The sequence below is a fragment of the Xanthomonas indica genome (assembly GCF_040529045.1).
GTDB lineage: Bacteria > Pseudomonadota > Gammaproteobacteria > Xanthomonadales > Xanthomonadaceae > Xanthomonas_A > Xanthomonas_A indica.
Genome location: NZ_CP131914.1, coordinates 2,129,076 through 2,149,814 on the forward strand (window position 1 = coordinate 2,129,076; position 20,739 = coordinate 2,149,814).

22 protein-coding genes are annotated in these 20,739 nt (G+C 70.8%); 11 read left to right on the forward strand and 11 right to left on the reverse strand.

The window, feature by feature from the left end:
* Window positions 1-72 precede the first annotated feature (72 nt).
* Entirely contained in the window at window positions 73-606 is a 534-nt protein-coding gene (locus Q7W82_RS09285; protein ID WP_242156593.1) for a DUF2058 domain-containing protein, read from the forward strand.
* Between the two features lie 113 nt (window positions 607-719).
* Window positions 720-986 (forward strand): DksA/TraR family C4-type zinc finger protein, encoded by a 267-nt coding sequence (locus Q7W82_RS09290; RefSeq protein ID WP_010342319.1) that lies wholly within the window; start codon window positions 720-722, stop codon window positions 984-986.
* A 3-nt stretch (window positions 987-989) separates the two neighbouring features.
* On the opposite strand, the gene Q7W82_RS09295 is transcribed toward Q7W82_RS09290, so the two are convergent.
* From Q7W82_RS09295 to Q7W82_RS09330, 8 genes are all read right to left on the reverse strand, one after another.
* Complete coding sequence (locus Q7W82_RS09295; RefSeq protein ID WP_242156594.1) at window positions 990-1,256, reverse strand: DUF2789 domain-containing protein; 267 nt, start codon at window positions 1,254-1,256, stop codon at window positions 990-992.
* Window positions 1,257-1,361: 105 nt separating this feature from the next.
* Complete coding sequence (locus Q7W82_RS09300; protein WP_242156595.1) at window positions 1,362-1,940, reverse strand: mechanosensitive ion channel domain-containing protein; 579 nt, start codon at window positions 1,938-1,940, stop codon at window positions 1,362-1,364.
* Between the two features lie 87 nt (window positions 1,941-2,027).
* Window positions 2,028-2,822 (reverse strand): EAL domain-containing protein, encoded by a 795-nt coding sequence (locus tag Q7W82_RS09305; RefSeq protein WP_160948027.1) that lies wholly within the window; start codon window positions 2,820-2,822, stop codon window positions 2,028-2,030.
* 258 nt (window positions 2,823-3,080) lie between these two features.
* On the reverse strand, window positions 3,081-3,281 hold the full coding sequence (locus tag Q7W82_RS09310; protein WP_019797700.1) for a hypothetical protein: 201 nt from the start codon (window positions 3,279-3,281) through the stop codon (window positions 3,081-3,083).
* A gap of 16 nt (window positions 3,282-3,297) precedes the next feature.
* Window positions 3,298-3,624, reverse strand: coding sequence for a YkgJ family cysteine cluster protein (locus tag Q7W82_RS09315; protein ID WP_242156596.1), 327 nt, complete (start codon window positions 3,622-3,624; stop codon window positions 3,298-3,300).
* 318 nt (window positions 3,625-3,942) lie between these two features.
* Entirely contained in the window at window positions 3,943-5,301 is a 1,359-nt protein-coding gene (locus Q7W82_RS09320) for an Hsp70 family protein (protein ID WP_242156597.1), read from the reverse strand.
* Window positions 5,302-5,422: 121 nt separating this feature from the next.
* Window positions 5,423-5,893, reverse strand: a complete 471-nt coding sequence (locus Q7W82_RS09325) for a peptidylprolyl isomerase (protein WP_242156598.1) — start codon at window positions 5,891-5,893, stop codon at window positions 5,423-5,425.
* A 128-nt stretch (window positions 5,894-6,021) separates the two neighbouring features.
* Window positions 6,022-6,978, reverse strand: a complete 957-nt coding sequence (locus Q7W82_RS09330; RefSeq protein WP_242156599.1) for a cation diffusion facilitator family transporter — start codon at window positions 6,976-6,978, stop codon at window positions 6,022-6,024.
* A gap of 90 nt (window positions 6,979-7,068) precedes the next feature.
* On the opposite strand from Q7W82_RS09330, the gene Q7W82_RS09335 reads away from it, so the two are divergent.
* Together Q7W82_RS09335 and Q7W82_RS09340 are read left to right on the forward strand one after the other, a co-directional pair.
* The gene (locus tag Q7W82_RS09335) at window positions 7,069-7,410 is read left to right on the forward strand and encodes a zinc ribbon domain-containing protein YjdM (RefSeq protein WP_160948022.1); all 342 of its coding nucleotides are present in this window, start codon (window positions 7,069-7,071) and stop codon (window positions 7,408-7,410) included.
* Between the two features lie 376 nt (window positions 7,411-7,786).
* A complete protein-coding gene (locus Q7W82_RS09340) occupies window positions 7,787-10,306 on the forward strand; it encodes a prolyl oligopeptidase family serine peptidase (protein ID WP_242156601.1) in 2,520 nt (839 codons plus the stop codon).
* Between the two features lie 69 nt (window positions 10,307-10,375).
* Here the strand turns inward: Q7W82_RS09340 and Q7W82_RS09345 are convergent, their stop codons facing one another.
* The gene (locus tag Q7W82_RS09345; protein ID WP_242156602.1) at window positions 10,376-11,587 is read right to left on the reverse strand and encodes a serine hydrolase domain-containing protein; all 1,212 of its coding nucleotides are present in this window, start codon (window positions 11,585-11,587) and stop codon (window positions 10,376-10,378) included.
* Between the two features lie 110 nt (window positions 11,588-11,697).
* On the opposite strand from Q7W82_RS09345, the gene Q7W82_RS09350 reads away from it, so the two are divergent.
* The gene (locus Q7W82_RS09350) at window positions 11,698-12,576 is read left to right on the forward strand and encodes a LysR family transcriptional regulator (RefSeq protein WP_242156603.1); all 879 of its coding nucleotides are present in this window, start codon (window positions 11,698-11,700) and stop codon (window positions 12,574-12,576) included.
* A 121-nt stretch (window positions 12,577-12,697) separates the two neighbouring features.
* Here Q7W82_RS09350 and Q7W82_RS09355 read toward each other — a convergent pair whose 3' ends face one another.
* Window positions 12,698-13,786, reverse strand: a complete 1,089-nt coding sequence (locus Q7W82_RS09355) for an alkene reductase (RefSeq protein WP_242082129.1) — start codon at window positions 13,784-13,786, stop codon at window positions 12,698-12,700.
* A gap of 264 nt (window positions 13,787-14,050) precedes the next feature.
* Between Q7W82_RS09355 and Q7W82_RS09360 the strand changes: the two genes are divergently transcribed.
* A complete protein-coding gene (locus Q7W82_RS09360; RefSeq protein ID WP_242156604.1) occupies window positions 14,051-15,253 on the forward strand; it encodes an MFS transporter in 1,203 nt (400 codons plus the stop codon).
* 18 nt (window positions 15,254-15,271) lie between these two features.
* On the opposite strand, the gene Q7W82_RS09365 is transcribed toward Q7W82_RS09360, so the two are convergent.
* Window positions 15,272-16,267 (reverse strand): tetratricopeptide repeat protein, encoded by a 996-nt coding sequence (locus Q7W82_RS09365; protein ID WP_353949516.1) that lies wholly within the window; start codon window positions 16,265-16,267, stop codon window positions 15,272-15,274.
* A 591-nt stretch (window positions 16,268-16,858) separates the two neighbouring features.
* Here Q7W82_RS09365 and Q7W82_RS09370 point away from each other — a divergent pair.
* The 5 genes from Q7W82_RS09370 (at window position 16,859) to Q7W82_RS09390 (ending at window position 20,482) form a co-directional block, all read left to right on the forward strand.
* On the forward strand, window positions 16,859-17,314 hold the full coding sequence (locus tag Q7W82_RS09370) for a PA2169 family four-helix-bundle protein (protein WP_041500455.1): 456 nt from the start codon (window positions 16,859-16,861) through the stop codon (window positions 17,312-17,314).
* 126 nt (window positions 17,315-17,440) lie between these two features.
* Window positions 17,441-18,076, forward strand: coding sequence for a 2'-5' RNA ligase family protein (locus Q7W82_RS09375; RefSeq protein ID WP_242156606.1), 636 nt, complete (start codon window positions 17,441-17,443; stop codon window positions 18,074-18,076).
* Complete coding sequence (locus Q7W82_RS09380; protein ID WP_242156607.1) at window positions 18,073-18,672, forward strand: hypothetical protein; 600 nt, start codon at window positions 18,073-18,075, stop codon at window positions 18,670-18,672. Before Q7W82_RS09375 ends, Q7W82_RS09380 begins: the two co-directional genes overlap by 4 nt.
* 79 nt (window positions 18,673-18,751) lie before the next feature.
* Window positions 18,752-18,937: an oxidoreductase-like domain-containing protein gene (locus Q7W82_RS09385; protein WP_242156609.1), complete on the forward strand. Its 186-nt coding sequence runs from the start codon at window positions 18,752-18,754 to the stop codon at window positions 18,935-18,937.
* A 120-nt stretch (window positions 18,938-19,057) separates the two neighbouring features.
* Window positions 19,058-20,482 carry an AcvB/VirJ family lysyl-phosphatidylglycerol hydrolase gene (locus Q7W82_RS09390; protein WP_242156610.1) on the forward strand — a complete coding sequence of 475 codons (1,425 nt, stop codon included), beginning with the start codon at window positions 19,058-19,060 and terminating at the stop codon, window positions 20,480-20,482.
* Window positions 20,483-20,739: the final 257 nt, after the last annotated feature.

The following is a 20,739-nucleotide window of genomic DNA, read 5'->3' on the forward strand; positions in this document are numbered from 1 at the left end:
GGGCCTTCGCGGGCGGCCGCCGGCGCTGCGGGTATCATGCGGCTCCCGAATCCGAGTCCGTGGACGCTTCCGATGCGCAATCCCCTGCAGGAGCAACTGCTCAAGGCCGGCCTGGTGAAGAAGAGCCAGGTGGCGCAGGTCGCGCGCGAGCAGGCCAAGGCGCGCCAGGGCAAGACCCCGCCGCCGCCCAGCGCCGAGCAGCGCGAGAGCGAGCGGTTGCGGCAGGAGCGGGTGGAGCGCGACCGCGCGCTGTCCGCCGAACGCAACGCGCAGGCGCGTGCGCAGGAGCAGCGTGCGCAGGCGCGGCAACTGGTCGAAAGCCACAAGCTCAAGGCCGACGGCGAGATCGACTACCACTTCACCGATGCCGGCAAGATCCAGCGGCTGCGCGTGGATGCGGCGCTGCGCACGCAGCTGATCGCCGGCAGCGTGGTGATCGCGCGGCTGGAGGCCGGCTACGTGCCGATCCCGCGTGCGGTGGTGGACAGGATCGTCGCCCGCGATCCGGCGACCATCGTGTTCGATGCGCTGGCGGCAACGCCGGCCAGCGGCGAGGACGATCCCTACTACAGCCAGTTCCAGGTGCCGGACGATCTGATCTGGTGACGCCCCCCGTCCATCGGCGCCGCATGAATGTCCCGGAAAAGTGAAGCCGACGTGCATTGCATTCGCCGGGGGCGGCCGCATCATCCAGACAGGGCAACAGTGCAGAGACGACCATGGCCACTGGGTGGGCAGGCGACGGCGCGGTGCAGGACCAGATCGATGCGACCGTCGAGGATGCGATCAAGCGGGCGCGCAGCCAACTGCCGCAGGGCCCGGGACTGAGCCACTGCGAGGACTGCGATGCGCCGATTCCCGAGGCGCGGCGCAAGGCGGTGCCGGGCGTGCGCCTGTGCGTGGCTTGCCAGGACGCGCAGGACCGCGCGCAGCACGAGCACAGCGGCTACAACCGCCGCGGCAGCAAGGACAGCCAGTTGCGTTGACGCTCAGCCGGCGTGGTCGGCGCCTGGCGTCGAGGGCCGTGCGTGCAGGGCGATGTTGAGCTGATCGACCACGATCGCCCAGTCGGCGTCTTCCAGGCGTTCCTCGCGCAACAGCTGCGCCTGCGCCGGCGTCCAGAACGGTGCTTCTTCCAGGCGCATGTCATCGGGCAGCGGCGCGTGCTGGGCGATGAACTGGCGAATCTCGCCTTCGCTGTTGGGCAGGCCAAGTTGGGCGAAAAGGTCGGCGAACGGGGGAATGACGGGTTCCATGCTGTACCTGGTCGGGAAGGGGAGATCGCCGCGCAAGGCGGCTGGCAGCGACCATACCGGCTGCGCCATGTGGATGGCGTCAGCATCGCTGGTGTCGCGGCGTTTTCAGCCGAGTCCGGGCGGCACCGTATGGCCGCGCCAGCGGCGCGTGCTGCGCTGGAAGAACAGGCTGTTGGGGATCTGCAGCACGCTCTCGCCGTCGCCGTCGCGTTCCTCGCGCAGCGTGGTGTAGATCAGGTTGATGTCGATCACTTGGCCCTTCAGGCCTGGCTTCTCGCCGTTCTCCAGCAGCTCGATGTGGTCGTGCAGGCGGAACGGGCGCGTGGTGAAGATCAGCAGCGTGCAGAAGATGTTGGACAGCACGCTCCAGGCGGCGAAGAACGCCACCGCCGCGACCGCGGCGAATCCGGTGAAGGCAGTCCACAGCACGGTGCCGGAGACGCCGAAGCGGTCCAGGATCAGCAATAGCGCCGCGGCGTAGATCACGAAGCCGCTGCCGCGGCGCGCCATCAGCACCAGTTCCGGCGGCAGCGCGTGATGCTCGCCCAGGCGCCGGATCAGCCGCCGCAGCAGGGTGCGCAGCAACCACGCCGCAAGCACGATCAGCACGATCTGCGCGCCGGGCACGATCACATCGAGCCAGCGGTGCGTCCATGGCGGCAACAAGGTATGGAGCGGAGGCATCGCACATCGGACAACGCAGGGGACTGCGATGGTCGCAAGCGAGGCCGTTGCGGGCAAGTCGTGCTGCGTGTGCTTGCGGCGGCCCGTTTAGTCGGCGCGCTCCAGCGCGTCCCACTGCGCCTCGGTGATCTCGGGCAGCGCCTCCAGCGCCGGCCTGGCGAACAGATAGCCCTGGTAGAGGTCGATGCCCAGCGCACGCAGTGCGCGGTACTCGGCGGGCGTTTCCACGCCCTCGGCGAGGATGCGGCAGCCCAGCGGCGCGGCCATCGCGACGATGCCGCCGACGATGTGGCGGCGCGCGGCGCTGCCGTCGATGCCACGGATCAGCGCCATGTCCAGCTTGATCAGGTGCGGCTGGAAATCGGCGAGCAGGTTCAGGCCGGAGTGGCCGGCGCCGAAGTCGTCGATCGCGGTGAGGAAGCCGCGCTGCGCATAGTCGCGCAGGATGCGCACGACCTTGGGCAGGTCGGCGACGCGTTCGGATTCGCTCATTTCGAAGATCAGGTCGCCGGTGGGCACGCCGAAATGCTCGGCCGCCTTCAGGGTCAGGCGGATGCAGGTCGCCGGCTCGTACACTGCATTGGGGATGAAGTTGATCGACAGGCGCGTGCGCAAACCCAGCTGCGCGGCGGTGGCGATGGCCTGCACCCGGCAGGTCTGGTCGAAGCGGTACATCTGCTCGGGGCGCACCCGCGCCAAGACCGCCGCCGCACCGCTGCCGTCCTCGCCGCGCACCAGTGCCTCGTAGGCGTAGATCGAGCGGCTGGCGGCATCGACGATCGGCTGGAATGCCATGCGCACGGCGAAATCCAGCGGCTCGCCATCGCGACAGTTGCCGCAGGCGGGCTGGCCGAGTTCGGCGGACAGAGAGCGCAGGAGCATGCCGAAGCGAGACCTTGGACGAGACCGCAGTATGCGCTTCCGGCGTGAAGACGGCGCCGTGCCTCCGGGCCGGGGCGGGTTTCCCGAGGGGGCCGCGTCGGGCGCCCTGTCGGTACGGACGTCGCCCCGATCCGAGGCGCCGTGGTGACGTGCCTGGCGCCGCGTCGTCGCTCAGCGTGGACCGGCCACGTCCTCGCGGTGTGCTGCCGCAGGCAAACGCAATCGCGGCGCGGCATGCTCGGGGATGGGCGACACGCCCTAGCCGGCGTCGGCGACGTCGACCTTCTTCAGCACGCGAGTGGTGCCGAGCACCTCGACGCGGCCACCGGCCTGATGGAAGGCGGCCAGGTCGGCCTCGATGCGCTCGCGGCTGAGGCCCTTTTGCGCCTTGTCGCCGGCGCTGGCGCCACGTGCGTTCCTGGCGCTGGGCGAAGCGGTGTTGCCGGTGGGTCGTGCCATGCTGGAACTCCTGCAGTCAGTACATCGTCAGGGGAATGCCACGGGTCAGTTGCTCGTGGTGGGTGCGGCGGATCTCGCGGCAGTACGGGCCGGCCATCGCGAACTTCCGGCAGATCGCCGGGCGCTGCGCATAGATCGAGCAGCACATGCGCGCGCCGTCCACCGCCACGCACCAGCCGTCCTCGTCGCGCGCCATCACGTGCAGGCCCTCGCGGGTGTACTCGGTGAGATGCTCGGGGACCTGGTCGTCCGGCATCACCAGCACGGTCAGGCGGCAGCAGATCGCGTCGCAGCGGTCGCAGGCGATGTCGGCGTCGGTCGCGTCCAGCGCGGTTTCGCTCATGCGTGGCCGCCGTGCGCCGGACCTGTCGGTCGGCACGGAGGCTGGAGCGGCGAGGCCAGGCGCTCGGTCTGGCGCGTGGCAAGGGCGGGGGACATGGCGCTTCCGATGAGTCCGGCCCACAGCGGGACGGAGATTGGCGCGAGAAGGGGCGAGTCGGGCGACAGGAACGGCCGGACGAGACGCGCGTAGCGACGTGAGACTTGAGCGTGCCGCCATGCTACGCCAGTTGTTGCGGTGCAGTGTGAACGGTGTGGGCCGCGGGGATGCGGAGGACGCGAGTGAGATCGGACGCCGCGCGGACGGCTCGCCCGCGCGGCGTTAGTCCTGCGCGGCCGCCAGCGCCAGGCCCTGCACCACGCCGAACGAGGGATCGCCGTGGACCAGGCGCGCCTGCGGGAAGGCCGCGGCGACCAGGCGCTGCAGGTAGCCGGCGCGCGACATGCCGCCGGTCAGGAACACCGCGGCCGGATCGCCGCCGATGTCCTGGCGCACCTGTGCCAGCAGTTCCTGCAGCGCCTCCAGGTAGCTGCGCGCGGCCTGCACCAGTTCCTCGGCCTGCACCTGCACCTGCAGCCCGGCTTCGATGTAGTCCAGGGTTTCCTCGTGCCGCTCGGCGTCGCTGAGGCGGATCTTGCTGCGCTCCACCGCGCGGTACAGGCGCGCAGTGTTGCCGGGTTCCTGCAAGGCCTGCAGGCGCGTGTCGTAGGGTGCCGGTACGGCATCGTAGCGGTGCTGGCGGAAATCGCGCTGGCGGGTGGTGTCCTGCACCATCGCCGCTTCCACGTAGTGGTGCGAGGGCACGCGGGTGAGGCCGCGACCGAACTGCGGCATGAACCCGGCCAGGCTCAGCGCCAGGTCGATGTCGGTGCCGCCGCGCGGGATGCCCCAGGCGCGGTGCACCTGCGGCGCGGCGTCGCCGCCGACGCTGGCGTAGGCGATGTCGGTGGTGCCGCCGCCGATGTCCACCACCACCGCGGCGTGGCGCTCGCGGCTGACCGCGTGGTAGTGCATCGCCGCAGCGGCCGGTTCCTCCAGGAAGGCGACGTCGTCGAAGCCGGCGGTGATCGCCGCGCTGTGCAGGATCTCCAGCGCCTGCGCGTTGCCGGCCTCGCCGATCGAACTGCGGAACTGCACCGGGCGGCCGAGCAGGGCGCGGCGCACCTGCACGCCCAGTTGCCGCGAGGCGGTCAGGCGGATGTGTTCGAGGATGTGCGCGGCGATGCCGGTGATGGTCTGGCGTGCGCGCGGATGCAGGTTGTAGCCCAGCATCGACTTGGGACTCTGCACTAGGCTGCCTTCGCCTTCGACGAAATACGCGTCCAGCGCGTCGTCGCCGTACACCGCGTTCTGCAGCAGCGCCGCGGAACTGCGCGGCTCGCGCATCTGCGTTTCCATCCACTGCCGGCGGACCACCCGGATCGCATCGCGGCGCAGCGCCTCGGGGCTGCGGTCGCGTCCGGCAGCGAGCGCATCGCGGCGACCGGACTCGATCAGCTCGTCCACCTGCCGTTCCAGTGCCGGGGTCAGGTCGAACTCGGCCGGGTCGCGCATCACCTCGGGGAAATACACCGTGGTGCGGAACTGCTGCTGCGTGCCGAAATCGATCGGCACCACGCGGCCGTCGATCGCCGCGGCGGCGGCGGAATTGCTGGTGCCGAAGTCGATACCGAGGCGCATGACGGTGCCGGGGGCGGGAGGGCAGCGCACTGTGGGGCAAGCCGCGGCGCGACGCAAGCGCGGCCCGGAACGCACGAGGCCCGCATCGGCGGGCCTCGTTGAAAACCGGAAACCGGGTCGCTTACAGCGCGGCGCCGGCGTGGCCCTGGTTCTTTTCCTGCTCGGTGGCCTCGCGCACACCGGCCACTTCCACCGCGAAATGCAGCACCTGCCCGGCCAGCGGGTGGTTGCCGTCGATGGTCACCAGCTCCTCGCCGACCTCGGTGACCGTGACCAGCAGCGGGCCCTGGTCGGTCTGCGCCTGGAACTGCATGCCCGGCGCCAGCGATTCGGCGTCCGGGAACGAACGGCGCGGCACCTGCTGCACCAGTTGCTCGTGGCGCGGGCCGTAGCCTTCGGCCGGGATCACGTCGGCCTTGACCGATTCGCCGGTGCGCTTGCCGGTCAGTGCCTTTTCCAGGCCCGGCACGATGTTGCCGGCGCCGTGCAGGTAGCTCAGCGGATTGTCCGGCGAGGACTGGTCGATCACTTCACCGGCATCGTCGGTGAGGGTGTAGTGGATGGTGGCGACAAGCCCGTTGGCGATCTCCATGGGAAACCTCGTTCAGTGAGTAAGGGGGATACGCCGGCACAGTCACAGCGCGATGAGAGGGGTGCTACCCGGCTACCCTAACGAAAAGCCGCGCATCGCCGCAAGTCGCCGCGGCGCGCGCTGCGCATTCAGGCCGGCGGCGGGCGGCGCAGCGCGGTGCGCCGGGCCAGCCAGGTCTCCGGGGTCTGCGGCTTGACGAACAGCGCCTGCAGTTCCGGGTGCTCGGCGCGCGCGGCCGCCTCGATGCGCTCGATGCAGGCTTCGATCTGCGCGGTGCTGCGCTGGTCCTCGAACTCGGCGCTGAGCGCGGCCACCACCTGGTCCGGTCCCATCTGCACGCTGAGCACGCCGTTGACCGCGCGCACGTCCGGATCGGCGGCGGCGATGCGCCGCAGTGCGTCGCCGAGCGGGCGCGCCGCCGGCTCGCCGATCAGCAGGCCCTTGGTCTCGCGCGCCAGCACGAACGCCGAGCAGGCCAGCACCGCGGCGATGCCGACGGACGCGACGCCGTCCAGCTCCGGCATGTCCAGCCACTGCGCGGCGAGCAGCCCGGCCAGCGCGATCAGCAGGCCGATCAGCGCTGCGCTGTCCTCCACCAGCACGGTGAACAGGCTCGGATCCTTGCTCTCGCGGAACGCCTGCACGTAGCTCAGGCGGCCCTTGCGCGCGCGGAACTCGCGCAGCGAGATCCACCACGAGCCGCCCTCGAACAGCAGCGACAGCCCCAGCACGATGTAGTTGAGGGTGTGGTCGCTGGCCGGCTGCGGATGGCGGATGTGGGCGATGCCCTCGTACAGCGACACCCCGGCGCCGAGCGCGAACACCAGCAGGGCGACGATGAAGCTCCAGAAGTACAGCTCGCGCCCATGGCCGAACGGATGGGTGGCGTCGGCCGGGCGCGCGGCGCGGCGCAGGCCGTACAGCAGCAACAGCTCGTTGACCGTGTCCACCAGCGAATGCACGCCTTCGCTGAGCATCGCCGAACTGCCGGAGATCGCCGCGGCGACGAACTTGGCGATGGCGATGGCCAGATTGCCGGCGAGCGCGGCGTAGATCGCGAGACGGGACCCGGACGAAGCGGACATGACATTCCTGCGGCTGGGGCGGCCGCGCGGCGGCACGGGGCGGGCAGCTACAATAGGCGGCTCGCCGTCGTCGCCGTATCAAGGACTCCCATGCCCGCCGCACCCGCCTGCCCGCAATGCACCCTGGAAAACACCTACGTCGACGGCGCCAACTGGGTGTGCGCGGACTGCGGCCACGAGTGGCCGGTCGCGGCCGAGGCCGCCAATGACGCGGCGACGGTGGTGCGCGACAGCAACGGCAACGTGCTGCAGGCCGGCGACACGGTGGTGGTGATCAAGGACCTGAAGGTCAAGGGATCGTCGATCCCGCTCAAGCAGGGCACGGTGATCCGCGGCATCCGCTTGGTCGAGGACGATGCCGAACACATCGAAGGCAACTCGGACAAGATCAAGGGCCTGGTGCTGAAGACCTGCTTCCTGCGCAAGGCCTGAGCCCGGCGCGCCGGGCCGGGCGCTGCGCGGCACTGTGCGGCCGCGCGCTGGGCGAGGTTCGCGGCAGCTGCGCGGACGCAGATTGCCCGTAGGAGCGGCTTCAGCCGCGACAGGCTTCATCGCGACCGCCCGTCGCGGTGGCTTAAGCCGCTCCCGCGCGCTGCGTCCGTCAGCCGATGAAGGCCGCCCGTCCGGGCGCGCCAGCCGCGCACCGCGTGCCTCCTGCCCGGGAAGGGAGAGGCGACCCCGCGCGGCGTGACCGTCCTCGCGTGTTGCGCGCCGGCGCCCAGCCCGCACGGTGCGCCGGCTATCATGCGCAACGGCGCCGGGGGGCGCCGCCGGCCAGGCCGGCGCAGACACGGAACAGGGGATGCACATGCGAACGTACACAGGGGCGACGGCTGCCGGCCGTCTGGCGCGCACGCTGGTCCTGGCATGGGGGTTGTGCCTGCTGGCGCTGCCGGCCTGGGCGCGCATGCAGGAGGTCAAGCCGGGGCAGACGCCGGAACTGGCGTCGGGCGAAGGCCTGGTGGTGGTGGCGGTGGACACCGACGTCGCATTGAGCGGCGTGGAGTTGAACAAGGACGGCAAGGTCTTCGGTGGCGGCACCATGTCCGGGCTCAAGCCGGGCATCAGCTACCGGCTCTACATCGCGCCGGCCGGCGACTACGCCTGGCGCAGGGTGCTGTTGACCCCGCAGTTCGGCTACAGCCTGCGCGACAGCGACGAGTTCCGCTTCCGGCTCGAGCCGGGGCAGATCACCTACCCGGGCGATCTGCTGTTCCGGCCGGCCTCGTTCTTCAGTGGCGACATGGGCATGGTCAATCGCGCATTGGCGGCGATGGACTGGCTGCAACAGACCCATCCGGCGCTGTGGGCACGCTACGCCCTGCGTTACGCCGGACACTACCCGGATCCGTTCCCGGAGTTCTATCGCAAGGCGCTCGCGCAGCACCCCGACGCACGCCCCGCGGCGCAGGTCGCACTGCGCACGCCGCCTGCGCCGCGCGCCGCGCTGCCGATCGCGCCGGCCACGCTGTTCCGCGGCAACCGCATCGCCGACCTCAGCCTGAATCCGCGCGGCGATCTGCTGGCGTTGCAGGTGCACGAGCGCAAGGACGAATGGCGCATCGAACTGCTGGACCTGTCCAGCGATCAGCAGCGCCTGCTCGCCACCAGCGTCGATCCGATCAAGCAGATGCTGTGGGCCGGCAATGACGCGTTGCTGTTCACCGTGCCGGTGAAGAACGGGCGCGACGTGGTCCGTGGCATCCGCGCCGATGTGGCGGCCGACGGCAAGCGCAAATGGAGTCCGCTGACCTTGCCCGACGGCGGGTTCCTGGTCGATGCCCTGCCGCAACGCCCCAACCAGGTGCTGTACGCCACCACCTTGAGCAACGGCGACAACGCCGTGCAGGTCCTGGACGTGTCCAGCCAGGCGGCGATCGACCGCTGGCGGCCGCGCCTGCGCGACCGGGTGAACGTCGGCCTGGAGCGCGACGTCGGCTGGCTGACCGATGGGGAAGGGCGGCTGCGCCTGGCCATCGTGCGCCGCGACGATGGCTACGTGCTGCGCTACCGCGACGGCGAAGGAACCACCTATCGCGACGTGATGACGCTCGACCACCTGCGCGATTTCCAGCCGGTGGGCCTGTCCTTTGCGGCGGACCAGATCTATGCGGTGACCGACGACGGACGCGCGCAGCGGGAGCTGGTCGCCTACGACGTGGCCACGCGCAAGATCGTGCGAACGCTGTTCAGCCGCAGCGGGATCGACGTGGTCGACATGATCCAGGGCCCGCAGCGCACCCCGATCGGCGTCACGTACTACGAGAGTGGCCGCCTGGTCAGCCACTACTTTGAGAATGCCGACGAGCGCCTGGGCCGCGCGCTCAGCGCGGCCTTGCCGGGGCGCAACGTACAGATCGCGGCGCGCAATGCGGACGGCAAACAGATGGTGCTCTGGGCCGACGCCGCCGACCAGCCGCCGCAGCTCTACCATCTCGACCTGAACAAGCGCGTGGCGCGCACGATCGGCGAGGCCATGCCGTGGCTGCATGGCATGGCCTTCGCGCCCAGCGAGGTGTTCCGATTCAAGAGCCGCGACGGGCTGCCGCTGGAAGCCTTCGTGACCCTGCCTCCTGGCGCCGGACCCAAGCCGCTGGTGGTGTTTCCGCACGGCGGACCGATCGGCGTCGCCGATGCGCTGGGCTTCGATGCGGAGACGCAGTTCCTCGCCTCGATGGGTTATGCGGTGCTGCGCGTCAACTTCCGTGGCTCGGACGGCTACGGCCGCGCGTTTCGCGAGGCCGGGCGCGGCAGCTTCGGTACCTTGATCGAGGACGATATCGATGCGGCGATCGTGCAGGCGCAGGCGCGCTATCCGCTGGATCCGCAGCGCATGTGCGTGCTCGGCGCCAGCTATGGCGGCTATTCGGCACTGGTGATGACGATCCGCTGGCCGCAACGCTTCCGCTGCGCCGTTTCCATCGCCGGCGTGGCCGATCGCATCCTGTTCTACACGGCCAGCGACAGCGCGCGCAGCGCCGAGGGACGCGCGAACCTGGAAAAGTACCTGGGCGACCCCAAGGCGGAGTTGGCGCAGATGATCGACACCTCGCCGCTGTACCACTACGACGCGATCAAGGTGCCGGTGATGCTGGCGCACGGCCTGGAGGACCGCCGGGTGGACTACGAGCACACCCGGCGCATGTTGCGCATGCTGGACATGGCCGGCAATCCGCCGGTGGGATTGAGCTTCGAAGGCGAGGGCCACGGTTTCGCCGACGTCGAGCATCGCGTCGCGTTGTGGAGCGGCGTGGCGGGCTTCCTGCAGACGTCTCTGTCCGCGCCGGCGGCCGCGCCGGTGCAAGCGGCAGCCGCCAGCGCACCCTGAGCACGCGGCGGCGCCTGCACGGTGTCGCCGCAGTGCCGATGCGCGACGCGCGGCGCCGTAGCGCATCGCTCATGCGGACTCGGTGCGTACCGCGGCATACACCGCATCGCGCAGCTCGGTGACGAACACGCCTGACATGCCCTCGTAGAGCGTGTTGGTCAGCGCGACCACGCTCAGCTGCCGCGCCGGATCGAGGAACCAGCTGTGGCCATAGGCGCCGCCCCAGCGCCAGGTGCCGGGCGTTTCCGGGGTCGCGGTCGGCGCCGGGTCGCGCAGGACCGCAACGCCCAGGCCGTAGCCCCAGCCCGGTGCGTCCGGCGGACCGCGTTCGCCGGCCTGGGCGCGGCCCATCTCCGCGACCAGCGCAGCCGGCAGCAGCGGCGCGCCACCGCCCCGCAGGGTCTCCAGCAGCCGCAGCACGTCGCCGGCAGTGCCGACCATGCCGGCGCCGGCGGACGCGAACGCGGTGCGGTCCAGCGCGCGCGAGGGATGGAAGACGATGCCGGCGACGTCGGGCAGCGGCGCGACCACGTCGCCTTCGCCCAGACGGTGCGGTGCAGGCTGGCCGTTGACGTAAGGCACCGCCAGGCTGGAGGCGTCCTCGGCATGGAAGGCCGTGGCCTGCATCCCCAGCGGGGCGGTGACCAGATCATGCACCAACTGCGCCAGCGGCTGGCCGCTAGCCGCCTGCAGCACCGCACCGGCGACGTCGATCGACAGCGAATAGCCCCAGCCGCTGCCCGGCGCGTACTGCAGCGGTACCTGGGCGAGGCGGCGCAGGTTTTCCTCCAGGCTCAGGCCGCTGGCGTCCATGCCATCGGAGACGCCAGCGCGCGCAAGCGGGCCGCCGTCGGGTTCGAGGAAGCGGTAGCCCAATCCGGCGCTGTGGCTGAGCAGTTGGCGCAGGCTGATGTCCGGCACCCGGCCGTCGGCGAGGGCGGGACGGAACCACGGCAGCCAGCGTGCGATCGGCGCATCCAGGCTCAGCCGGCCCTGCGCCACCAGCGCCAACGCCGCGGTGGCGACGATCAGTTTGCTGACCGAAGCCAGGCGGAAGCGGGTCTCCTCCTGCATCGGTCGCTTCGCCTCGCGGTCGGCCCAGCCGGCGGCGCGGCGGTAGATGCAGGCGCCGCGATGGGCGACCAGCACCACCGCGCCGACCAGCCGCTGCTGCTGCAGGGCGGCGTCGATCGCGGCATCCAACGGCGCGGCCTGCTGTGGCGACAGGGGCGGCAGCGCCGGGGGCGGAAACGCGGAGGCGGTGGCAGAGGACGCAGGCATGGCGGCGGCGCTTGGCGGAGGAAGTGACAGCGTGGCTGCCAGCCGATTGCCGAAAAAGACGGGTAGAGTTCCTGGCTACAAGGACATGAATGTCCGCAATGGGTGCTGCGATGGACAGTCTGGGAAGCCTGCGTGGCTTCGTGCAGGTGGTGGAGAACGGCGGCTTCGCCGAGGCCGGGCGGGTGCTGGGCCTGTCCGCCTCGGCGATGGCCAAGAGCGTGGCGCGGCTGGAGCAGTCGCTGGGGGTGCGCCTGTTCCATCGCAGCACCCGCAGCCTGACCCTGACCGCAGAAGGCCAACTGTTCCTGCCGCGCTGCCGGCGCATCCTGGCCGAGGTCGAAGCCGCGCGCGGCGAGTTGGGCAGCCTGGCGGCGACGCCGAAGGGGCGGCTGCGGATCAGTCTGCCGATGAACAACAACGTGCTGCTGCCGGTGCTGGGCGACTTCATGCGCGCCTATCCACAGGTGCAACTGGACCTGGATTTCGACGACCGCCTGGTGGACGTGATAGAAGAGGGGTTCGATGCGGTGTTGCGCGTGGCCGAGCCGGACGATTCGCGGCTGGCCTCGCGCCGCCTGGGCAGTTTCCGCCGCTGCCTGGTGGCCGCGCCGGATTACCTGCAGCGCTGCGGCACGCCGTTGCGGCCGGCCGACCTGCTGACGCATCAATGCCTGCACTACCGCTTCCGCAGCAGCGGGCGCCTGGAAGCCTGGCCGCTGGGTGCGGCGGCGGCTGGCCTGGCGTTGCCGGTGTCGATGGTCTGCAACAACATCGAGACGCGGCTGAGCTTGGCCTTGCGCGGCTGCGGGATCGCCTTCCTGCCGGAGCACTCGGTGCGCGCCGAACTGGCGGCCGGCACGCTGCGCACGCTGCTCGACGACTATGTCGATTCCACCGGCACCTTCCATCTGTTGTGGCCGTCGCGCCGGCACATGCTGCCCAAGCTGCGCGTGTTCGTCGATTTCCTCGGCGAGCGGTTGGTGTTCTAGGCGCGCTGGACCCGAACAAGGGCCTCGTGCAGCGGCGTGGCCAATGCTGCACGCTGATCGGGTCATCGCCTCCGCTGATGCGTGGCGGCGGCACGTGCGTGCCGCCGCTACGCAGCGGGGTTCAATCCAGCGTCGGATAGTCGGTGTAGCCCTTGGCGCCGCCGCCGTACAGCGTGTCGGCGTCCACCTGGTTCAAGGGCGCATCGCGGCGCAGCCGTTCCACCAGGTCCGGGTTGGCGATGAACGGGCGGCCGAACGCTACCGCATCGGCGCGGCCGGAGGCCACGGTCGCTTCGGCCAGCGCCTTGTCGTAGCCGTTGTTGACCAGCCACGGGCCATGGAACTTGGCGCGCAGCGCGGCATAGTCGAAGGCGATGTTGTCGCGCGGGCCGCCGGTGGCGCCTTCGATCACGTGCACGAAGGCCAGGCCCAGCGGATCCAGGCGTTCCACCGCGCGCTCGAACAGCGGCTGCGGGTCGCTGTCGTGCGCGTCGTTGGCCGGGGTCACCGGCGACAGGCGCACGCCGGTGCGGTCGGCGCCGATCTCCTGCGCCACCGCCTGCACCACTTCGAACAGCAGGCGGGTGCGGTTCTCGATGCTGCCGCCGTAGGCGTCGTCGCGGTGGTTGCTGCCGTCGCGCAGGAACTGGTCGATCAAATAGCCATTGGCGGCATGCACTTCCACGCCGTCGAAGCCGGCGGCGATGGCGTTACGGGCGGCGCGGCGGAAGTCCTCGATCAGCCCGGGGATTTCGTCCAGGCGCAGCGCACGCGGTGCGGAGACATCGGTGAAGCCCTCGGCGGTGAAGGTCTTGGCGTTGGCGCGCAGCGCGCTGGGCGCCACCGGTGCGGCGCCGTCCGGCAGCAGGCTGACGTGGGAGATGCGGCCGACGTGCCACAGCTGCAGCACGATCTTGCCGCCGCGGCGATGTACCTCATCGGTGACCGTCTTCCAGGCTGCGACCTGGGCGTCGCTGTAGATCCCCGGGGTGTCCTTGTAGCCCTGGCCCATCGGGCTGATCTGGGTCGCCTCGGCAACGATCAGGCCGGCGCTGGCACGCTGGCCGTAATACTCGGCGGCCAGCGGCGAGGGAATGCGGCCTTCGCCTTCGGCGCGATTGCGGGTCAGCGGCGCCATCACGATGCGGTTGGCCAGTGCGATCGCGCCCAGGCGCAGCGGCGTGAACAGCGGGGAAGCGGTATCGGTCATCGGTGCGTCTCTCGGTGGTGGGGGTGGGACGGGCGACCTTACGGCGGAGTGCTGCAAGGCGGCGTGCGTGCAGGACATGGGGACAGATGACGAGGGTTTCGCCGCGGCGCGATGGGACAGTGCGTTGCTGCCGCGGCATCTTCGCGACGACATCGCCGCGTGAGGTGTCGCCAGCGGCACGCCGCAACGCGGCGTTGCAGCCCTGGGGCTGCAAGGCTTGCTGCGATGCACAATAATGGGCAGCCCTCCTTTCTGGACGTGCGCATGACCTCATCCGCCACGGCGCCGCTGTCGCGGCGCGGCTACGTGCTGATCCTGTTCGCGCTGGCGATGGGCGGTTTCGCGATCGGCACCAGCGAGTTCTCCACCATGGGCCTGATGCCGTACATCGGCCATGGCCTGCACATCGATGCGCCGCAGGTCGGGCATCTGATCAGTGCCTACGCGCTGGGCGTGGTGGTCGGTGCGCCGCTGCTGGCGATCCTCGGCGCGCGCTGGCCGCGCCGGCATCTGCTGCTGGCGCTGATGGGCTTCTATGCGTTCGGCAATCTCGCCAGCGCGCTGGCGCCGGACTATCACAGCATGCTGCTGGCGCGGTTCGTCGCCGGCCTGCCGCATGGTGCCTACTTCGGCGTGGCGACGCTGGTGGCCGCCTCGATCGGTCCGTCCGACCAGCGTGGCGCGGCGGTCAGCCGGGTGCTGCTGGGCCTGAACCTGGCGGTGCTGGTCGGCAACCCGCTGGCGACCTGGCTCGGCCAGGTGGCGCAATGGCGCTATGCCTACGCCCTGGTGGCGGTGATCGCGGTGCTGACGGTGGTGCTGGTGTGGCGTCTGCTGCCGGCCGATCCGCAGGAGGCGCGGCCCTCGCCGTTGCGCGAATTGCGCGCCTTCAACCGGACGCAGGTGTGGCTGGCGCTGGGCATCGGCTCGATCGGCTTCGCCGGCATGTTCTGCGTCTTCAGCTATCTGGCGCCGACCCTGATGGAGGTCACCGGCGTGTCCGAACACTGGATCCCGGTGGCGATGGGCGCGTTCGGGCTGGGCGGATTGCTCGGCAATCTGGCCGGCGGCTGGCTGTTCGACCGCATGCAGTTCCGCGCGGTGCCGCTGGTGCTGCTGTGGTCGCTGGTGGTGTTGCTGGCGTTCCCGCTGGCGGCGACCTCGCCGTGGGCGGTGCTGCCGGCGGTGGTGGCGGTCGGCAGCATGGGCGCGCTGGCGCCGGTGCTGCAGACCCGCCTGATGGACGTGGCCAGCGACGCGCAGACGCTGGCGGCGGCCTCCAACCATGCCGCGTTCAACCTGGCCAACGCGCTGGGACCGTGGCTGGGCGGCATCGCGATCGGCGCCGGCCTGGGCTGGACCTCCACCGGCTATGTGGGCGCGGCGATGGCCGTGGGCGGCCTGCTGATCTACCTGTGGGCGCGCCAGGCGGCACGTCGTGGCGCCTGCGCGCACGCGGCCGGCTAGGACACGCCCTGGGCGGCCCTAGCGCGGCGGCCGCGCGGTCGAGGACAGCCGCCGCAACGCCTCCAGCTTGCCCTGGTAGCGGGGTTGGGTGGCCGGATCTGCATGTGCCATGGCCTCGCGTAGCGCCACGGATGCGCGGCGGGTGTCGCCGCTGTGCAGGTAGGCGCGGGCCAGGGCGAAGTACAGCAGATGGGCGCCGTCGTACAGGTGCAGCGCGCGTCGGTAGTAGGCGATGGCTGTGGCGTAGTCCTGGCGCTGCTCGGCCTCCGTGCCGAGCAGGTATTGCTGGAACGGATCGCGCTGGCGCACGTGTTCCATCTGCCGCTGCAGGGCGGCCTCGCGCGCGCCGTCGCCCAGGCGCCGGGCCAGGCCGATGGCATTGGACAGCGCCGGCAGGTGCTCCGGGTCGATCTCCAACGCCTTGGCGTAGTCGCGTGCCGCGGCGGCGCCGTCGCCATCGCGCATCGCCAGCACGCCCTGGTTGTTCCATGCGCCGGCGAAGCGCGGATCCATCTGCAAGGCCATCGCCAGATGCGCGCGGGCGCCGTCCAGGTCGCCGTCGACCATCAGTTCGGCGCCGCGGTTGTTGTAATAGTGGGCGAGGGCGCGGCGGTCGGAAATGGGCTGCGGCCCACGCCGGTCCATCAGCACGCTGCGGTCCAGGTCGATGCTGCCGCGGCCGCTGTCCACGCGCACACCGGCGTTGACGTGGCCGACGTTGTACAGCGCGTTGCCGTCCTCGTACCAGCTCAGCACCCGGCGCACTTCCTGGACCTGCGCCTGCAGCCCGACATCGCGCGCCATCGCCACGAACAGCAGGGTGAAGGACAGGCAGTTGACCTGGCGCGTGGCGTAGCTCTCGGCAACGCTGTGCGTGGCCTTGGCGTCGTACTGCAGGTTCAGGCCGTTGGCATCGAAGGCCAGCGCCACCAGTTGCTGCAGGCGGTGCTCGGCGTCGGCGCTGCGGTCGATGCGCTGCTGCAGCAGCGCGTGCAGCGCCGGCGGCAGCTGCATGATCTGCTCCGGAGTCGGCGTGGTGGTCGTCGCAGGAGCTGGCGATGTCGCCTGCACCAGTTCCGCCGGGTGTGACGGCGGCATGGGCGACGGCGGAGCGGCCGTGGCAGCGGCGAGCAGGGCGAACGCGGTCCAGGCGAACATCACGCACCTCGCGGTGCCCTGGCAGGGCCAGGGCTCGCCTGCACTATAGGCGCCTGCCGGCGATGCCGGGAGGCCGCGGCGGCGGCGCCGACAGACGGTCCAGCGCTGAGGCGATCGACGGTGGGCGTCATCCACAGCCACTGTGGACGACCGTGGGGCAACGGTGTGGATAAGTCGCTGCCACCCAAGCGCCGCAACGCGCGCAGACAGGATGGTGAAAACTTCGCCACATGCCTGACTGCGTGCAGCTTCCAATGAACCCATGTTCACCGCCGGCAATGCGGCGTGACGAACAATCGCCAACGGCTCACGTGCGCTTTATGCCGCTCTGCCCAGCATCGCCACCACCACGCAACGCGGCAATTCTTTCGACCGCGCCGTGCGATATCCAGGTCCACCCCGCGTGCCCGTTGCGCGATATCGCCGGCTTTGCCACAGGAGTTTTCCATGAGCATCCAGAGCAAGACCACCCACAGCCTCAACGACCTCATCGCCATTTCCCGCGACGGCAAGGACTTCTACGAAGAAGCCGCCAAGAAGGTGGGCGACGCCGAACTGTCGGCGCTGTTCCTGCGCATCGCCGGCGTCAAGTCGGACATCGTCAGTAGCCTGAGCGCGGTGGTGCAGTCGGTCGGCGGCAAGCCGGAAGAGCACGGCACCATGGTCGGCAGCATGCAGCAGATGTACGGCAAGGTCCGTGCCGCGCTGGGCGACACCAAGTACGGCTACGTCGCCGAGTTGGAAGAGTCCGAGGACCGCCTGCTGAAGGCCTTCAACGAGACCATCGCCGACGCCGACACCCCGGTCGCCGCGCGCGATGCCGCCACCCGGCTGCTGCCGGAAGTGCGCGCCTGTCACGACGTGATGCGTACCCGCAAGCACGCGATGAAGAACGCGGCGTAAGCCGTTCGTCGCCGACCCGGCGCGCCGCCATCGCGGTGCTGGCCGGGTCGGCGACCCGGAGTCGGCAGTGGCAGGGCGCGCTTGCTACCATGCGGCCTTGACCGCTGCCCGACTTGATTGCGGCGTTTGCCGCTGTTGCCCATGTGCCCCGATGCCGCGCCTGCCGGCGCCCAGTTCTCCCTCGGCTTCGACGCGCCCGCCGCGCGCGAAAGCCTGTTCTTCGCCCTCTTGCCCGACCCGCAAACTGCGCAGGCGGTCCATCGCCTCGGTCAGCAGATGTGTCGTGACCACGGATTGCACGGACGCGCGCTGCCGCCGGAGCGGCTGCATGTGACCGTGCAGTATCTCGGCGAGTACGCCGGGATCCCGCCGCGCCTGCTGCAACAGGCGTGCGCTGCAGGGCAGGCGCTTGCCGCTGCGCCGTTCGCGCTGGCATTCGATCAAGCGGTGACCTTCGACAGCCGCGCGCGCAGTCGCCCGCTGGTCCTGCGCGGCGATGCCGAACCCTCGCCTTTGTTGGCGCTGCGTCAGGCGCTACAGCAGCAATTGGCGCGGCACGGTGTGGCCGCACGTGCCGACGGCCACTCTCTGCCGCACATGACCCTGGCCTATGTCGAGCAGCCACTGGCGCCGCAGCGCGTACCGGCGCTGCCCTGGCAGGCGGCCTCGCTGAGCCTGATCCGCAGCGTGCAGGGGCAGGGGCGCTACCTGCACGAAGCCAGCTGGCCGTTGTGCGCCGACCCGGCGCGGAGCGGCGCATGACCGCGGCGCCGCTGACCCTGCCCGAAGCGCAGTGGGCGCAGCTGCGCGCGGCCTATGCCGAGCCGCCGCGCGCCTATCACCATTTCGGCCACGTCGAGGCGGTACTGGCGCACTATGCCGAGGTCGCCGCCGACACCGGCTGGCGGCAGCCGCGCGAGGTGTATCTGGCGGTGCTCTACCACGATGCGGTCTACCGCGCCGGCCGCAGCGACAACGAGGCGCAGTCGGCGCGCCTGGCCGAGGCGGCGATCGCGCAGTGGCTGCCGGACGCCGGCGTGGAGGCGGCGCGGGTGGCCGTGCTGATCGCGCTCACCGCGCGCCACGGACAACTGAGCGTCGACGCGGTGGATGCGGATGCGGCATTGTTCCTGGATTGCGACATGGCGATCCTCGGCGCCGCGCCGCAGGTGTTCGCCGCCTACGACCGTGCCATCGCCGAGGAGTACCGCGGGGTGGTGCCGGGCTGGCTGTACCGGCGCAAGCGCCGCGCCTTCCTGCGCACCGTGCTGGCGCAGCCGCGCATCTTCCTCAGCGAGCGCTTCCATGCGCGCTACGACGCGGCCGCCCGCGCCAACCTGCGCCAGGCGATCGGCTGACAGGGCGGCGACCGCGGCCCGGCGCCGCCTTCTTCTACACTGCCGCGCCGGTCTGTTCCGGCCGCCACCACGGAGCCCCATGTCCGACCCTGCCGCCCACGCCGATCCCCGCCCGCAGGCGCCGCAGCCGCCGGCCCCCAGCGACTGCTGCGACAGCGGTTGCCCGCTGTGCGTCTACGACCTCTACCACGAGGAACTGGAGCGCTACCGGCAGGCGCTGGCGGCATGGCGGCTGCGCCATCCCGGCGCCGACGCGGACGGCTGACGCCCCGCCCGCGCTGGCGATGGCCTGCCTCGGCGTACCCGGCATGAACCGCCGCGCGCGCCGCGCTTCGCGCCGCCGCCGTTCGGGATTATCTTTAGCGCGCCTTTTCAGGATGGCTGGATGATGCAGAAGCGTGGCGGTTGGGTGTGGGGATGTGCACTGGGTGGACTGCTGGTGGCCGGCATCGCCGGTGCGGCGCCGGGCGCTGCGGCCGCTGCCGCACCGAGTGCCGCTGCGCCGGCAGCGACGCCGGAAAAGCTCAGCCACGGCCGCTTCGAGCAGGTGCCGGTGCTGTTGCCCAAGGGCAACGCGCAGCGCGTGGTGCTGTGGTTCGCCGGCGGCAAGCACGCCGACGCCGCGCGCATGCGCCAGATCGAGGCGCTGCGCGACGACGGCGCGATGGTCGCGGTGATCGACAGCGCGCATCTGCAGGCGGTGCTGGCCAAGATCGACGGCACTTGCGGCTTCTCGGCCGGCGACGTGGAGAACTTCTCGCGTTACGTGCAGGCCTATTTCCACGTGCCGACCTACCACCTGCCGTTGCTGGTCGGCGACGGCGACGGCGCCGCCCTGGCCTATGCGGTCGCCGCGCAGGCGCCCAAGCATCTGCTGGCGGGCCTGCTGACCGAGGATTTCTGCCCGGTGCAGGTGCTCGACGACCAGATCTGCGGCGCCGGCATCACCGCGCCGGCGCGCGCGCTGCAGCCGACGGCACTGCCGGTGCCGTGGCTGGCGGCGCTCGACGCCAAGAGCCGACGCGACCGCTGCACCCAGCAGAGCGATGCGTTCGTGCAGAAGGTGGCGCAGGCGCGGCAGTTCCGCCGCAGCGCCAGCGGCGATGCGCTGCCGGGCCTGCGCGCGGCGGTGCGTTCGCTGGGCGACCGTCCCGGGGTCAGCCTGCCGCCGACCCCGGCGGACCTGGCCGGCCTGCCGGTGGTCGACGTGCCGGCCGCCGCGGGTGCGGGCGATGCCGACAACGGCAACGTGTTCGCGATCTTCGTCTCCGGCGACGGCGGCTGGGCCGGGCTGGACCAGCAGGTTGCCGGCGCCCTGGCCAAGGCCGGCATCCCGGTGGTGGGCGTGGATTCGCTGCGCTACTTCTGGAGCGAGCGCACGCCGCAGGGCTTCGCTACCGACCTGGACCGCATCTACCGCCACTACAGCCACCTGTGGCAGCGCGGGCGCGTGGTGCTGATCGGCTTCTCGCAGGGCGCCGACGTGTTGCCGGCGGCCTACAACCAGTTGCCGGAGGCGATGCGCGACCAGGTGCAGATGACCGCCCTGCTGTCGGTAGGCAAGACCGCGGACTACGAGTTCCACGTGTCCAACTGGATCAGCTCCGGCGACGATGGCCTGCCGATCGCCCCGGAAGTGGCGAAGATGCCGCCGGCGCAGACCCTGTGCATCTACGGCGAGGACGACGACGACGCGCTGTGCCCGGACCTGCCCAAGGGCGGGGCGCAACTGGTCAAGCTGCCCGGCGACCATCACTTCCAGGGCGATTACGCGACCTTGGCCAAGCAGATCCTGCAGCGGATTCAGTAGAGCGGGGATTGGGGAGTCGGGATTGGGGATTGGTGGGCTGGTCGCGCGTGCGGGCTTGTCCGCTCGCGCCGCCGTAGGAACGGCTTCAGCCGCGACGCGGGCCACTGAAACATCGGTCCTGCAAGGCGGCGAGCGAGGTTGGCCGCCGCCGGGCACTCCATGGGCGGCCGTACCCTCGCCCCAACCCCTCTCCCGGTGGGAGAGGGGCTAGCGCGTTCCCTTCTCCCACCGGGAGAAGGTGCCCCGAAGGGGCGGAT

Bases quoted from the DNA above. Each gene is read 5' to 3' on its own strand.
- Q7W82_RS09300 (WP_242156595.1), bottom strand. From the start codon at position 1,940: ATGCCTCCGCTCCATACCTTGTTGCCGCCATGGACGCACCGCTGGCTC.
- Q7W82_RS09330 (WP_242156599.1), bottom strand. From the start codon at position 6,978: ATGTCCGCTTCGTCCGGGTCCCGTCTCGCGATCTACGCCGCGCTCGCC.
- Q7W82_RS09340 (WP_242156601.1), top strand. From the start codon at position 7,787: ATGCGAACGTACACAGGGGCGACGGCTGCCGGCCGTCTGGCGCGCACG.
- Q7W82_RS09355 (WP_242082129.1), bottom strand. From the start codon at position 13,786: ATGACCGATACCGCTTCCCCGCTGTTCACGCCGCTGCGCCTGGGCGCG.
- Q7W82_RS09370 (WP_041500455.1), top strand. From the start codon at position 16,859: ATGAGCATCCAGAGCAAGACCACCCACAGCCTCAACGACCTCATCGCC.
- Q7W82_RS09360 (WP_242156604.1), top strand. From the start codon at position 14,051: ATGACCTCATCCGCCACGGCGCCGCTGTCGCGGCGCGGCTACGTGCTG.
- Q7W82_RS09345 (WP_242156602.1), bottom strand. From the start codon at position 11,587: ATGCCTGCGTCCTCTGCCACCGCCTCCGCGTTTCCGCCCCCGGCGCTG.
- Q7W82_RS09380 (WP_242156607.1), top strand. From the start codon at position 18,073: ATGACCGCGGCGCCGCTGACCCTGCCCGAAGCGCAGTGGGCGCAGCTG.
- Q7W82_RS09385 (WP_242156609.1), top strand. From the start codon at position 18,752: ATGTCCGACCCTGCCGCCCACGCCGATCCCCGCCCGCAGGCGCCGCAG.
- Q7W82_RS09390 (WP_242156610.1), top strand. From the start codon at position 19,058: ATGATGCAGAAGCGTGGCGGTTGGGTGTGGGGATGTGCACTGGGTGGA.
- Q7W82_RS09325 (WP_242156598.1), bottom strand. From the start codon at position 5,893: ATGGAGATCGCCAACGGGCTTGTCGCCACCATCCACTACACCCTCACC.
- Q7W82_RS09310 (WP_019797700.1), bottom strand. From the start codon at position 3,281: ATGGCACGACCCACCGGCAACACCGCTTCGCCCAGCGCCAGGAACGCA.
- Q7W82_RS09305 (WP_160948027.1), bottom strand. From the start codon at position 2,822: ATGCTCCTGCGCTCTCTGTCCGCCGAACTCGGCCAGCCCGCCTGCGGC.
- Q7W82_RS09295 (WP_242156594.1), bottom strand. From the start codon at position 1,256: ATGGAACCCGTCATTCCCCCGTTCGCCGACCTTTTCGCCCAACTTGGC.
- Q7W82_RS09335 (WP_160948022.1), top strand. From the start codon at position 7,069: ATGCCCGCCGCACCCGCCTGCCCGCAATGCACCCTGGAAAACACCTAC.
- Q7W82_RS09285 (WP_242156593.1), top strand. From the start codon at position 73: ATGCGCAATCCCCTGCAGGAGCAACTGCTCAAGGCCGGCCTGGTGAAG.
- Q7W82_RS09315 (WP_242156596.1), bottom strand. From the start codon at position 3,624: ATGAGCGAAACCGCGCTGGACGCGACCGACGCCGACATCGCCTGCGAC.
- Q7W82_RS09350 (WP_242156603.1), top strand. From the start codon at position 11,698: ATGGACAGTCTGGGAAGCCTGCGTGGCTTCGTGCAGGTGGTGGAGAAC.
- Q7W82_RS09365 (WP_353949516.1), bottom strand. From the start codon at position 16,267: ATGCAGCTGCCGCCGGCGCTGCACGCGCTGCTGCAGCAGCGCATCGAC.
- Q7W82_RS09320 (WP_242156597.1), bottom strand. From the start codon at position 5,301: ATGCGCCTCGGTATCGACTTCGGCACCAGCAATTCCGCCGCCGCCGCG.
- Q7W82_RS09290 (WP_010342319.1), top strand. From the start codon at position 720: ATGGCCACTGGGTGGGCAGGCGACGGCGCGGTGCAGGACCAGATCGAT.